This is a genomic window from Thermaurantimonas sp. (genome assembly GCF_046299575.1).
Taxonomy (GTDB): Bacteria; Bacteroidota; Bacteroidia; order Flavobacteriales; family Schleiferiaceae; genus Thermaurantimonas.
Genome location: NZ_JBKBHX010000008.1, coordinates 140,092 through 153,482 on the forward strand (window position 1 = coordinate 140,092; position 13,391 = coordinate 153,482).

Annotated in this window: 12 protein-coding genes; 6 read left to right on the plus strand and 6 right to left on the minus strand. The window is 40.9% G+C overall.

The genetic code is table 11. The features are described from left to right. The first annotated feature begins 10 nt into the window (after positions 1-10). Complete coding sequence (locus ACK4EX_RS10900; RefSeq protein WP_409772719.1) at positions 11-2,473, plus strand: heavy metal translocating P-type ATPase; 2,463 nt, start codon at positions 11-13, stop codon at positions 2,471-2,473. Here ACK4EX_RS10900 and pepE read toward each other — a convergent pair. Further along, positions 2,439-3,134, minus strand: coding sequence for a dipeptidase PepE (pepE, locus tag ACK4EX_RS10905; RefSeq protein ID WP_409772722.1), 696 nt, complete (start codon positions 3,132-3,134; stop codon positions 2,439-2,441). The two genes, ACK4EX_RS10900 and pepE, sit on opposite strands and share 35 nt — an antisense overlap. Positions 3,135-3,274: 140 nt before the next feature. Here pepE and ACK4EX_RS10910 point away from each other — a divergent pair, with 140 nt between their 5' ends. Then, positions 3,275-3,553, plus strand: a complete 279-nt coding sequence (locus ACK4EX_RS10910) for a hypothetical protein (protein WP_409772724.1) — start codon at positions 3,275-3,277, stop codon at positions 3,551-3,553. A 276-nt stretch (positions 3,554-3,829) separates the two neighbouring features. After that, a complete protein-coding gene (locus ACK4EX_RS10915) occupies positions 3,830-4,729 on the plus strand; it encodes a T9SS type A sorting domain-containing protein (protein WP_409772764.1) in 900 nt (299 codons plus the stop codon). A gap of 5 nt (positions 4,730-4,734) precedes the next feature. Here ACK4EX_RS10915 and ACK4EX_RS10920 read toward each other — a convergent pair whose 3' ends face one another. Beyond that, entirely contained in the window at positions 4,735-5,703 is a 969-nt protein-coding gene (locus ACK4EX_RS10920) for an L-threonylcarbamoyladenylate synthase (protein ID WP_409772726.1), read from the minus strand. Next, a complete protein-coding gene (locus ACK4EX_RS10925) occupies positions 5,703-6,110 on the minus strand; it encodes a DUF4293 domain-containing protein (protein ID WP_124397222.1) in 408 nt (135 codons plus the stop codon). The genes ACK4EX_RS10920 and ACK4EX_RS10925 overlap by 1 nt, the downstream gene beginning before the upstream one ends. Before the next feature lie 180 nt (positions 6,111-6,290). Between ACK4EX_RS10925 and rho the strand changes: the two genes are divergently transcribed. Beyond that, positions 6,291-7,979 (plus strand): transcription termination factor Rho, encoded by a 1,689-nt coding sequence (rho, locus tag ACK4EX_RS10930; RefSeq protein ID WP_124397221.1) that lies wholly within the window; start codon positions 6,291-6,293, stop codon positions 7,977-7,979. Between the two features lie 81 nt (positions 7,980-8,060). Here the strand turns inward: rho and ACK4EX_RS10935 are convergent, their stop codons facing one another. Continuing rightward, positions 8,061-8,804, minus strand: a complete 744-nt coding sequence (locus ACK4EX_RS10935) for a hypothetical protein (protein ID WP_124397220.1) — start codon at positions 8,802-8,804, stop codon at positions 8,061-8,063. A gap of 175 nt (positions 8,805-8,979) precedes the next feature. Here ACK4EX_RS10935 and ACK4EX_RS10940 point away from each other — a divergent pair, with 175 nt between their 5' ends. Further along, positions 8,980-9,504, plus strand: a complete 525-nt coding sequence (locus tag ACK4EX_RS10940) for an outer membrane beta-barrel protein (RefSeq protein WP_124397219.1) — start codon at positions 8,980-8,982, stop codon at positions 9,502-9,504. A gap of 120 nt (positions 9,505-9,624) precedes the next feature. Here the strand turns inward: ACK4EX_RS10940 and ACK4EX_RS10945 are convergent, their stop codons facing one another. Continuing rightward, entirely contained in the window at positions 9,625-10,383 is a 759-nt protein-coding gene (locus tag ACK4EX_RS10945; RefSeq protein WP_124397218.1) for a bacteriorhodopsin-like, read from the minus strand. A gap of 248 nt (positions 10,384-10,631) precedes the next feature. Continuing rightward, positions 10,632-11,420, minus strand: a complete 789-nt coding sequence (trxA, locus tag ACK4EX_RS10950; protein WP_124397217.1) for a thioredoxin — start codon at positions 11,418-11,420, stop codon at positions 10,632-10,634. Positions 11,421-11,936: 516 nt separating this feature from the next. On the opposite strand from trxA, the gene ACK4EX_RS10955 reads away from it, so the two are divergent. After that, the gene (locus ACK4EX_RS10955; RefSeq protein WP_124397216.1) at positions 11,937-13,388 is read left to right on the plus strand and encodes a hypothetical protein; all 1,452 of its coding nucleotides are present in this window, start codon (positions 11,937-11,939) and stop codon (positions 13,386-13,388) included. Positions 13,389-13,391 lie beyond the last annotated feature (3 nt).

Genomic DNA, 13,391 nt, shown 5'->3' on the forward strand with positions numbered 1-13,391 from the left:
TCGTAAAATAATGGCTGAAATCTGTTTCCATTGTGGAGAACCCATTGATAAAGAGCGAGTTGAGTATGACGGAAAGGCCTTTTGCTGTCATGGGTGTAAGGAGGTGTACCACATTTTAAAAGAGAATGCTCTTGAAGATTTTTACAAGCTGAATCCTTCCAGTGGAGTTAGTAAAAAAAGAGAAGCACAGAATAAAGATTTTTCTTATTTAGATAATCCTGAAATAGCTGATAAAATCCTACAATTTCGAGAAGGAGGTGTAGCTGTCGTACGCTGGAGTTTACCGCAGATTCACTGCAGCTCGTGCATTTGGCTGCTCGAGAATCTTCCGAAACTTAAGAAGGGAGTACTTTCGGTTGTAGTCAATTTCCCGAAAAGAACAGCCCAGATCACGTTTCGTGAGTCTGACATTTCATTAGCCGGATTGGCTGCACTGCTTGATCACATAGGATATCCGCCGGCTCTATCGCAAAGCAGTCTGACCGAAGGTCGTAAAGAGGAAAAATCGTTTGATCGCACATTGATTTATCAATTGGCGGTCGCCGGGTTTGCCTTCGGAAACATCATGCTCCTTTCCATACCGGAGTATCTTGGTATGAACAACATGGGTGATGAAAACTATGCATACTACTTCCGGTTTGTGAGTATGGCTTTGTCATTACCTGTTTTGCTGTATTCATCGCAGGAGTACTACAAAAGCGCATGGGCTGGTCTGCGCAGTGGAGTGATCAATATTGACGTACCGATAGTATTGGGCATTTTTATTATTTTCTTCAGAAGTTTATACGAGGTTTTTGTACTTCATGAGCCCGGCTTTTTTGATTCATTGGCCGGCTTATTGTTTTTTCTGCTTATCGGAAAATACTTTCAGCGCCGTACGTACGAACGCATGTCGTTTGACAGAGATTATTCTTTCTATTTTCCGATTGCGGTTACTCGAATATTGGCTGATGGTTCAAAAGAACAAATACCTATCAGCAAAATAGCTAAAGATGACCTCTTATTGATTCACAGTGATGAGTTGATTCCTGTGGATGCTGAGTTAGTAGAAGGTCGAGCGTATATTGACAACTCATTTGTCACCGGAGAGGCAATACCTGTAAGCAAAAATCCTGGCGATCGAATTTATGCCGGCGGACGACAGAAGGGTGAAAAGATTGTAATAAAAGCACTTAAACCCCTCGATCAGAGCTACCTCACGAGCATATGGAATCAACCAAACCACCGGAAAGGAATAAAAATCATCAAAGACCTTACCGATAAAATCAGCAAGCGCTTTACCATCTGGCTGCTGGCGGTTGCATTTCTTGGATTCTTAGCCTGGTTGCCCTTTAATGCTCATACGGCAATAAATGTACTCACCGCAGTTCTTATCGTTGCCTGCCCCTGTGCACTGGCGCTGGCAGCTCCCTTCGCTGAAAGCAATATGATGCTACACCTGGGCCGCAACGGCCTGTATCTGAAGGATGCACCCACCGTAGAACAGCTGGCCGATGTAGAGCACTTTGTCTTCGACAAAACGGGCACACTCACAGTAGCTTCCGAAGGGGAGGTTACCTATCAGGGCATGCCACTCACTGATGAAGAGGTAGTACTGGTGCATGCAGTAGTGTCCAATTCACTGCATCCGCTCAGCCGCATTTTGTCGAAAAGTCTGCACACTGGAAATGCTGAAATTACCGAATTTTCGGAAGAAAAAGGTTCCGGATTGCGAGGCGTGGTAAACGGTAATGTCCTGAAAATCGGAAGCCGAAACTTCGTGATACCTGATTCCGTACATTCAACGGATGAAGTCCAGAATTCCGAAGTACACATAGAAATCAACGGTCAGTATCGCGGCTGCTACACGATTCAAAACAAATACCGCGAAAACCTTCATCAGCTGTTTGAATCCCTTAAGGATAAACCCATAACCATACTCAGTGGCGACAACGACCGTGAGCTGCCCAACCTGAAAAAATTTCTTCCGGAGACGGCTGAAATACGTTTTTTTCAGAAACCGACTGATAAGCTGCAGTACATTGAAGATTTGGAGTCGAAAGGTATTAAAACCCTCATGGCAGGCGACGGTCTGAACGATGCCGGCGCTCTGATGCGCAGCCACATGGGTATCAGCGTGGCTGAAGATGTGTACACCTTCTCACCAGCTTGCGATGCCATACTCGAGGCATCACATCTCCACAAGCTGCCGAAATATGTAAAAGCGGCTAAATCGACTGTAAAAATTATTAAAGAAAGCTTTCTGATAAGCCTGCTGTACAATATCGGTGGCTTGAGCTTTGCCTTAGCTGGTATGCTTGAACCCATAGTATGTGCCATCTTGATGCCCATTAGCTCAATTTCTGTAGTAGTGTACGTGGTTTTGCGCACTCAGGCTGTGGCAAAAAGCATTTTTACATCTTCAATCAATCACCAGGACACTGTTTCGTATCAACCGATCAAAAGAGAAGCTCACCTGGAGGGTGTTCGATAGCAGGCTGATCTTTTTGGAAAATTCGCGCTGTAAGAGAACCTCTCAGATCTACTTTTTTGCCTTCTATGCGAAGCCAGCTTCCTTCTCTAAGGCCTATGACAGGCTGGGTGTTGAATTGATGAAATTCCAGTATGCGCTGTTCGCGCGTTTCACCCATATGAGTGCTGTCGAGCTGGGGATCGAGGTAATGCGGATTGATGTTAAACGACACAAATCCAAAAGCCTGAAAGCTAGGCGGATAGACAATAGGCATATCGTTGGTCGTTCCAATGGTCAAACCTGCCACATTCGAACCGGCACTGCTGCCCATGTAAGGCAAACCGGCGCGTACGGCCGAGGCAATGACGTCAAAGTGACCGGTGTCGTACAGTGTTTTAAGTAGCACAAATGTGTTTCCGCCTCCAATAAAAATTCCGTCGGCATCAGATATTTCATTTTTCGGGCTTTGAAGCTCATGTATGCCGATGACACTAATGGCCAGGGGTTCAAATCCCTTTCGGGCGACATCGGTGTAATCGTCCCAACTGATGCCGCCGGGTCGTGCATAGGGCACAAAAATTATTTTTTTTCCATTGTTGAAAAAATCTTTGAGTTCTTCTCTCAGATATTCCAAATATCCCTGACCGTATAAACGCGAGGTGCTCGCAAGTAGCAACTTCATATCTTGTGATATTTTCAGGTTCAAACATACATGAGGCTGCCCATATCAAGGCTTAAGGAGATTAACTATTCATAAAAGTATCATTGTTATTCAATTTAATAGTTATTTTTGTAATGAACACAATTTAATCGCCATTTGCCATGAAAAATTTACTTTTAGTGGCTTATGTATCCACCTACCTTTTGTGTGCACAATCAGGTACATACTTTCATTCCTTTCAGGCTCAATTCGGCGGTATGACACACTATCGAATTTCGGATATGATCTATGAAAATTCTAATTCATACATGTACGTATATAATCAGAAATATACAGCACCAAGATATCGGGAAATCAATCCGCTCTTTGTAATCTATGATAAAAATGGATTTTATAAAAATTCGTATTGGATTGATTTAAGCGGAGAAAACAAATATTAAAGTCTCGACTACTCGCTTCCAATCGATATAGAAAAAATGGATTTTCTCATGGCGTTTACAGATTATATAATCTACATATTCAGACGAAAATTTGGCGATAATAACAGTGTATTATGGGACATTAAATTTCCGTACTCAGTAAGCAGAATCTTTCTCAGTGATAAAATATTTGACAATACCGTAAAAATTCTTTTTTTAAACAATCAGAAGCAATTACTGCTTACGAGAGTTCATTTAAGCGATGGAAAAATGGATACTGTTGGTGATTTGTTTAATATGTATTTGAGTGCACATAAAAATAATTTCAGTGAGATTAGAAATTTTCTGGAAAATAATACATACTTATTCATTCAATTTATACGCAAAGACGGAACTCAATATGTGCTTAGCATAAATAAAAATTCACAGCAATCGAGAATATTCCCAAGCAATGACTTTGGCACGATGATATCATGTTCCGGAGATGCTACTTTATTATTTTCAAAGCAAGACAAAAAGAACCCGCATTTTCTTTCAATCCTGGACTTAAACACCAATTCTATTCACAAAATTGATTACAATAATTTTGATTCTTTGATGAGTTTTGTAGTATTATCAGGATTTGACGAAACAGATCATGTTTTCGAACTTAAAATTTCCACTCAAGGGGAATATTCGCATCTTTTTAATCACCTGGTGTATATTGATACAATTGGTAACATCTTAAAAAAATATACGTATAAAAATGATATAAATGCGAATTTTTGGTTTTATTCTTTGGCTATGAAAAAATTGAAATTGGAGCCTGCATTTATTGGTGTGATGTATGTCGCAGGCGGCAATCAGATTTTTAAAACCGATAGCTGTGGACAGATTGTCGCAAATTTGCCCAATTTTACACACACATTCACACAACCAAACTGTGGAAAATTTATACCTAAAACGAATAGCGATGATACAGCAAATTCATGGCAGTTTAGGTTTTATCCAAATCCCAACAGCGGCAGGTTTACCATACTTACACCCGAAGCTGGAATGCTGGACATATTATCTGCTACAGGCCATGTGATTCAGAGTTTTGAACTTTCAGGCCGGAGCAGTGAGCTAGAACTTCAGGGGCTTCGCCAGGGAGTATACTTAGTCCGATTCAGAAGCTCCAAAGGCAGAGTTCTTTCTTCAAAACTTATGATATATTGAAGTAATTATTTGCAATCTACTATTGTGGCTGCCCGTCGTAGGCGGTCATTTATAGCCGGCCCCAGTCCGTGCTCAGGAGCTTTCTGAGCGATAATCAATTGGATATGAGGATTCTCATCGAGTTCGCGTAAGTAAAAAAACAGGTTTGCAGCAGCTTCGGCATCTGATCCGTTTGGCGAGAGAATACGTTGCTCAGGATGTCCTAATACAGGAGTTGTAAAGAGCAGAAATGCAGTGTCCTCCCGGCCGATATTTCTGTGAAAAACCTCTTCCTTGTCGGTAAGAATGAGCTTTTTACATGGGGCATAGTGGCTCGAGAGCATCCCCGGCGCCCTCGGATTGTCTGTTGAGTGTGTTTGTACATCAGGTTTGTAACCCAGGGCCTCAGAAATATTGTCGATGGATATACCGCCCTTGCGTAAAATGCGAACCGGAGAGACAGTGCAATCGACTATGGTACTTTCAAGGCCAATCTGACAACGTCCTCCGTCGAGAATATATGGTACCTGATCGCCCAGCTGCCGAGCTACATGTTCAGCTGTGACCGGACTGATGTAGCCAAACGGATTGGCACTGGGTGCCGCAAGCGGTAGATTACACAACCGCAACAGTTGTTGGGCCATAGGATGTGCCGGCATGCGAATACCAACGGTACTGAGCCCTGATGTGACTATGTCGGGCACTGCATCCGACTTTTCGACGACAAGAGTAAGAGGTCCAGGCCAAAATCTATTGGCTAACACATAGAAACTCTCTGAAAGAGAGGACTTTGACAAAAGCTCAATTTGACTGAGATCAAAGATGTGAACTATGAGAGGATCAAATGTCGGCCGTTTTTTAATGGCGAAGATTTTAGCTACAGCTTGTGCATTTAGTGCATTACCTGCTAGACCGTACACCGTCTCGGTAGGCATGCCGATCACTTCGCCAGCTTGCAAAAGTGCTGCAGCTTTTTGAATATCCGTCCCGATCATTAGCGAATTCTATCGGCTGAACGCACTTTTTCCTCGTCTCTTAAGATAGCCTTATTGGCCAATGCTACCAATACGATGAAAACAAGGGGCATCCACATTCCGATATTCGAAACGTGAGCCAAGGTTTTCTGAACAGTGAGAAACGTGTATAGCATTTTGACAACAGCAATCATAGCCGTGAGGATAGCAATACGGCCAATGAAAACTTGAAGTTTCCGTTTTTTAAAAAGAAAAATGGATAAAAAAGCATCGATTGTGCTAATTAGAATTAAAATAAAAAAAAGCATGTCGTCTTTTGCATATACTACTTTTGAATCAGTTGCTGTCATAATTGGCAAGCCGCTCATCAACAGTATATTAGCTAAAACAGCAAGAGAAAGATAAACAGTTTGAATGCGTTGCCACATGTTTAAAATGAATTTTGTGCAAAGGTGCAGCAGATTTTTTTTGAAAATCGAAGTGGGGTTGTATTATTGCAGCATCTTTTGTGGAAGAATATTTCTTTAAACTTTCTTAATCTATTGACCCTCATTGGTCCTTAAGTGCTTTTTACCTTTCTTAACAAGATTTAAAATCTATCCAAATACATGACATTTACGGAAGATCGCCTTCAAGAGCTCAAACTAGTTGAATTGCAAGAAATAGCGGCTGCCATTGACATTCCAAAGTTTCGTTATTTGCGCAAGCCCGAATTGATTAAGGCCATACTCAGCAAGCAGAATGAATTTGAACGAACGACGATGGCCGAAACGGCTGAGACTACTGATATTGACAACGTCGAAACACAAACCACACAACCCGAAAAGAGACCAAGACGAGGCCGAAAAAGCCAGCTTGTAAAAGACCTGGAAGCAGAGCAGTTGGTAATGTCGGGAGTATTTGATCCTGAACCGGAGATACAGGCACCTGAGCTTCCTCTTTTTAGCGAGATTGTAGCTAAACCTGAAGAAACCGAAACTGTTACCCAAATTCTGCAGCCCACTGAAGACGGAACTGAGAAAGAGCTTTCAAATTCAAATTCCTTTATAGATCCCTCTACATCAAACGAATTACCTACGTCTACTCAACAACAACAGCCTAATGTAGAAGCCAGACGACAGCCTGATCAGCGCCCTCAGTACAGGCATGAGCGGCAAACTTTAGGTACAACGGAATACGACTTCGACGGCATCGTACAACACGAAGGCGTGCTGGAAATAATGAACGACGGATACGGCTTTTTGCGCTCCAGCGATTTTAATTACCTAAATTCACCTGACGACGTATATGTGTCTCAATCACAGATTCGCAGCTATGGTTTAAAAACCGGCGACACGATTTTGGGCTATGTAAAGCCGCCAAGAGAAGGAGAGAAATACTTCCCCTTGGTGAAAATCGAAGAAATCAATGGCCGTAAGCCTGACTATGTTCGCGATCGAGTATCCTTTGAGCATCTTACGCCTCTTTTTCCGACCGAAAAATTTAACCTCACCGGAAAAAATGCTACGCTCAGCACCCGCATTATTGATCTCTTTTCACCTATAGGCAAAGGTCAACGTGGACTAATTGTAGCGCAGCCTAAAACAGGTAAAACTACCTTGTTAAAGGAAATAGCAAACGTAATAGCAGCCAATCACCCAGAGTGTTACCTCATCATCTTACTCATCGATGAGCGACCCGAAGAAGTAACCGATATGGCGCGATCTGTAAATGCAGAAGTGATTTCCTCAACCTTCGACGAGCCGGCCGAGCGCCACACTAAAGTGGCTAACATAGTGCTTGAGAAGGCAAAGCGCATGGTAGAATGCGGCCACGATGTTGTGATTCTGCTCGACTCAATTACACGTCTGGCGCGCGCCTACAATACCGTTCAACCAGCTAGTGGCAAAGTACTCTCAGGTGGTGTTGATGCCCACGCATTGCACAAGCCCAAGCGCTTTTTCGGAGCAGCCCGCAACATTGAAAATGGAGGGTCGCTTACCATCATTGCCACAGCGCTGATCGATACTGGCTCTAAGATGGATGAGGTGATTTATGAAGAATTTAAAGGAACCGGAAACATGGAGATGCAGCTTGACCGCCGTATCGCCAATCGTCGAATATGGCCAGCCATCGACCTGATGGCCAGTGGCACGCGTCGTGAAGACCTGCTCCTTGAAAAAGATGTGCTTCAGCGCATGTGGATCCTGCGTCGTCATTTGAGCGATATGACACCAGTTGAGGCTATGGAATTTCTCCATGATCGCATTAGCCGCACTAAAGACAATGAGGAATTTCTCATCAGCATGAACAGTTGATTTTACACTAAAAGCACCTTAACATTTTTATAAACAAAAAATCCCGGCCTCAGACCGGGATTTTTAATTGAATAGCATATTTTAATTAGAAACTTCAAGCATTTTGGTTCTGCTTACTTCGCGTACGAAATAGTATTTTTTTCCATTAATGGTAGCCCCTTGTATTTTATATGGGAGCACTTGTACCAATTGTAAACCCGTGCCTACATCTTTCATATCATCAGCACTAAATTCACAAGAGGTTGCATTTCCAGGTCTGGTTTTTACTTTTCCTCCTATCTGAAACATAACTGAATCTGCACCTGTCACTGAAGCAACGTTAATAGTGCAACCGCTCTTTGACAAGGTTCCGGTTGTAGTAATTTGTCCGACTGTGGGCATCGATCCCGATATCGTGTGATTAAAGGCTTGTACTGCACTGCTGCCAGATACAGACCACTGAATCTGAGATCCATATTCGATACCGGTAGGGTTAGAGGCCGTCTGTTCATAAAAGTAATAGTTTTCCATTGCACCTGTTTGCTTTTTGAGTTTGTGGGTACCATCAACAGTTACTTCACCGGCATCCTGAAATTTGCCATTGGCATCCAGAAAATAGGCCGCAGCACCTCCAAATTCAATTTCTATATTTCCAACAGGAGTGCTTTGAGTATTAAAGAGCTTAAGATTTACCAATACTCCATTTGCGTCTGATGGCGTAGGTGTAGGGGTCGAATTCTGTTGCTGATCCGGATTTTCATTTTTATCATCCTTTTCGCAGCTCATGGCTTGTGTGAGCAGTAGTAAAATCAGCATTGCGCTTAAAAATTGAATTTTAGTTTTCATACTAATTTAATTTGAATTCAAATTTTTGATAAATACAAGCTATTAAAAAATAATACATATGTTGTAAAATAATGATAAAAAATTGAATATTAGATAATTAAATAAATTACATCATTTGTATTAGATAATGAAAATTTAGATTATAAAATTTTTGTCGAACAAAAATCACAAAAACATGAAAAATTCAGTACTTTCTCTGGTATTCGTAGCCAGCATAATCGCAGCTACCAGTTTACCATCGTCGGCTCAATATGCAGCCGGAGACAAACTCTTAAATGTAGGTGTAGGACTTGGCGCTTTTACATCTGGTAAATCTACCCTTCCACCGTTAAGTGTATCATATGAACATGGATTTACTGATAAGATATCTGCCGGCGGTATTCTGGGATATTCGGGCAGCACTTTCGATGGAGGATTTTACAAGGTAAATTACTCTTATATTATTGTAGGTGCAAGAGGTTCATACCATTTTTACCTGAACGACAATATTGATGCTTATGGAGGGGTTACTCTTGGTTATAATATTGTCAGTTCAAAGCTCGATCCCGACCCCGGTTTTCCGGTGGCTACTTCGAGTAGTGGCTTATTGTACGGATTTCACTTGGGTGGTAGGTACTACTTTACCGAAAAGTTAGGCGCATTTGCCGAACTCGGTTACGGTATTGCCTGGATTACTGTTGGATTAGCAGTTAAACTTTAGCACTTAAATCAACAAAAGGAATAAAGTTTAGATATTGGAAATATTAACAGGATTTGTAAAAAGCAAAAAGACCCTATGTATCAGACACATAGGGTCTTTTAATTTTTAAGCTATAACCTTTCAAGCAGCTAGAACCTTTGCCTTTGAAAGATCATCGATAGCGATGTTATACACCACTAGTCCAAATCCAATTTTATTTATAGCATCGGCTATGTTATAGAATAAATCAACAGCACTAGGCTGCCAGCCAAATGCGATATTGAGCCAGCCACCAGGCATACACATGTATCCAATTGGATAGATAGCCCAACCAACTAAAATAAACCATGATAATGTGCGGATACCTCTTATAATAGTGGGATTGTTCGTTTTTTCGGCCAGCTGTTTTACTTCGCCCATCCAGGCCAAGTATAAAATGTAAACGTATCCTAAGGTTGAAAGCACTCCATAAGTAACGGAATGACTTGTACTTCCTCCTTCCGGATTAAAGGCCTCGCCAATATATCCAAATACAAGCATCCATACGGCAGCGATGATTAATCGCCACATAAGTCCTTTAGTAGCTCCAGCTGGTTTGGTCAATAAATAAAATTCTACACACATCAGAGGTACAGTAAGTGTCCAATCGATGTAGCGCAAGGCTGTTGGATTGCTTCCCGTGCTGGCGTAGTAATCGCGCATGTAGTAGTAGTGTACGGCAGCAATACCAGTGATCAATCCAGATACCAGCAGCGAAGTTTTCCACTTCTCTGGTACTCTCGAACGCTCAAAAAAGAAAAAGACCGAAGCGGCAAACATTGACATGTAGCCGGTAAAGAAAGTGAAAGCCACCGGATCATCTACCGGAATGGTGACGACATCAAGTAAATTTGTTTTCATAATGTTTAACGTTTTATATGCAAACATTAAACATAAAAAATACTAAAAAAGTTTACTTGGGTAAAATAATTTCAATTGATAATTTTTAGAATATTGATATATAGATGATAAAATCAAATTTGCCACAATAAATAAGCTTAAATACTTTTATTCGGCTGTCGATGTTGTTTAATTATGAATGTCGATGTTGTTTAATTATGAATATTATATTTTTAAACAAAAAAAGCACCTGAAAATTCAGATGCTCTTCAATAGAGTGCCATACTGAAACGCCTTCGCCAGACTTTTGTCAGTTCATGTTGTTCACCTAAATGATGGAAAATGGCAATACAGGCTTTACGGGCCAACTCGTCGTGGGCGTGTTTGTCATACATTATGCTATCGACCAACTTACGGAGTGCCCCTTCAATGTCGTTTGATCTTAAGTGTGCAGCAGCTTCACTGAGCATATCGTCTACTTTTGTTTTTCCTTCGGGATTAAAAGTCATTAGACGTGCCAGTGCCTCAATGTCTTGTACCAGATCAGTATGAGCCCCCAGGTCTTTCCATTCACGTAAATGGTTTAATGCTTTCTGAGGTTCATGCCAAACTACAGATCTCAACCATAAAATTCTAGCTTCCTGATGTGACGGAAAGCGTGAAATAAATTCTTCCAAAAGTTTTTTGCCTTCTTGTTCGTTTACTGAACTTAAGCGCTGTGATAGAGCAGTCCATTCTTTTTTTTCGGGCGTGGGGATAAGTGATTCGATCCAGCGCTTTAGTTCGTGTTTTGGCAGTGCGCCTACCTGCTCGCCAATTACCTGACGATTGTAAAACATTTTCATCGTTGGGATACCCTGAATGTGGTATTTGTGCATAAACTCAGGCTGCTCGTCGGTATTCACCTTCACCAGCTGCCAAAGACCATTGGCTTCTCGGGCTAATTCTTCGATAATTGGCCCTAAGAATCGGCAAGGTCCACACCAAGGTGCCCAAAAGTCTACTAATACAGGTACTTGCTCACTTTTTTTCAGTATATCTACCTCTTCGTTCACCATAATTTGAAGCAACTTTTTTTGGGGTGCAAAGTTCAAAAAATCACTCTCTATTGAGATGTAATATACATCACTGGTAACTATTGTAAGAAATTTTGTATTTTTTCTTTAATTTGTTCTTGTTTTTTGATTTTATAGAAAATTAAATGGAGACAATAAAATTATAAAAAAAATCTACTTGTTTTTGTAAAACAATGAAATAGACGATTTTATATAAATTTTTATTCCTAAAAAAGATCAGTTGCCTGTGCAAGTAGTATTCCAAAATGCAAGTATCCTGTTTTCTATCCTTGAGTTATAAGGGAAAAATTTGTGAGACGCTTTATTTCTGTAATCAACTCTATCAATAATTTTATTAATCATAGAAAGCTCAAATAGAGCGATTTCGAGTGCATTGAAAAATGTTTTAACGATATTCAAATAAAATCTGAAACTGTTTCAACAGGTTTTGTTTTCAATCTTTGTTTTAGTTGTAAAATTTGATCAATCAATTCGCTTACAATCAACATACCATAACCTATGAAAATTTTTAAATTTTTCTTTTGTGTTCTACTGAGTTCACAGGTATTCGGTCAAACGATTGTTGATCTCTCGCCAGGGGCTGCTACCATTGGTACTACTACTACGGTGATAATCAGGGGCATTAATTCCAACTTTAAAAACGGGCAAACAGTTGCAGATTTTGGAGAAGGAATTTTGGTGCAAAACCCAATCAATGTACAAACGCCTACTATGGCAGCTGCTGTAATCACAGTACTTCAGACAGCAGCACCTGGTTTCAGAAATGTAACTGTGACCACTGGCAGCGAGGTAATTACTAAACCTAATGGTTTTGAGGTATTTACAATATCAGGAAATTTCAAGGCATTGCTTGAGATAGTCCCTTATGAAACCTACAACGCTGCTGATTTTGACGTAACCAATATTTCCAGCTTACCTATACTCTTTTTTGTTAACTTAATAAATGATAACCAAAGCAGGGAAGTAAACATCGAGGTATCACTTTCCACTCAAAACTATGGAAAAGTAGCCACGCTATCGGTCAAAAAAAATCTTCAACCCAATCAACAAGAACGAATTAGCAACCGAAATTTTGAAAAAATCACAATTAGTGGTAGCCAAGGTAGTGGGGGGTATGCTTTTGCTGATGAGGTTCGTCGATTAGGTCAATTCCCCCCGGACAATTATGAAGTAGAACTGGTTGTAAAAGACAAAGACGGTTCTGTAATATCTACAGACAAAGGCAACTCCGTGGTTTCAAATCCATTTTTTAATCCTGAACTGATCGCTCCGGGTAATGAATTTTGGATGAATCCAGCCATTATTTATACAGAATTTCCTCTTTTTCAGTGGTTTGGACAGAATGAACGCTATGATTTTGTCCTTTATAAAGTATTACCTGGCCAAACTGCCGAAGAAGTGGTTAGAAACATCCATGTATTTAAACAAGAAAATATTACCGGTAACAGCTTTCAATATCCAGCATATGCCGAGCAGCTTATAGACGGTCAGGTATATGCCTGGCAAATAACAGGTAAAGTAATTACCTCAAGAGGTGTAATTCAATTACCAAGTCAAGTCTTTCGATTTATCTATCAAAAGCCAGCCGATCAAACAGGTAGGGGGCGTCGTGTGGCGCGTATTGAGGTGGTCCCCTCACAAGCACAAATTCCAGCAGGCAGCCAGTTTCAGTTTGCCGTTAACATGTTTGATCAAGACAATTTACCCATTGGAAATCGACAACCACAATGGCGAGTAGTGCCTGCAAATATGGGTACTATCAATATAAACGGTGTTTTTACTGCTGGTATCAATAATGGTACAGCTGCCGTGATAGCGATGGACAGTGGCTTACAAGACTTCGCCACAGTTACAATTACCGGTGGTGCCGTATCTGGCGGAGGAGGACGCATACCCGACTGGAAGGTCGAATTACTCATGAAACAACTCTTTGGAATTCAAAACAGATAAGCA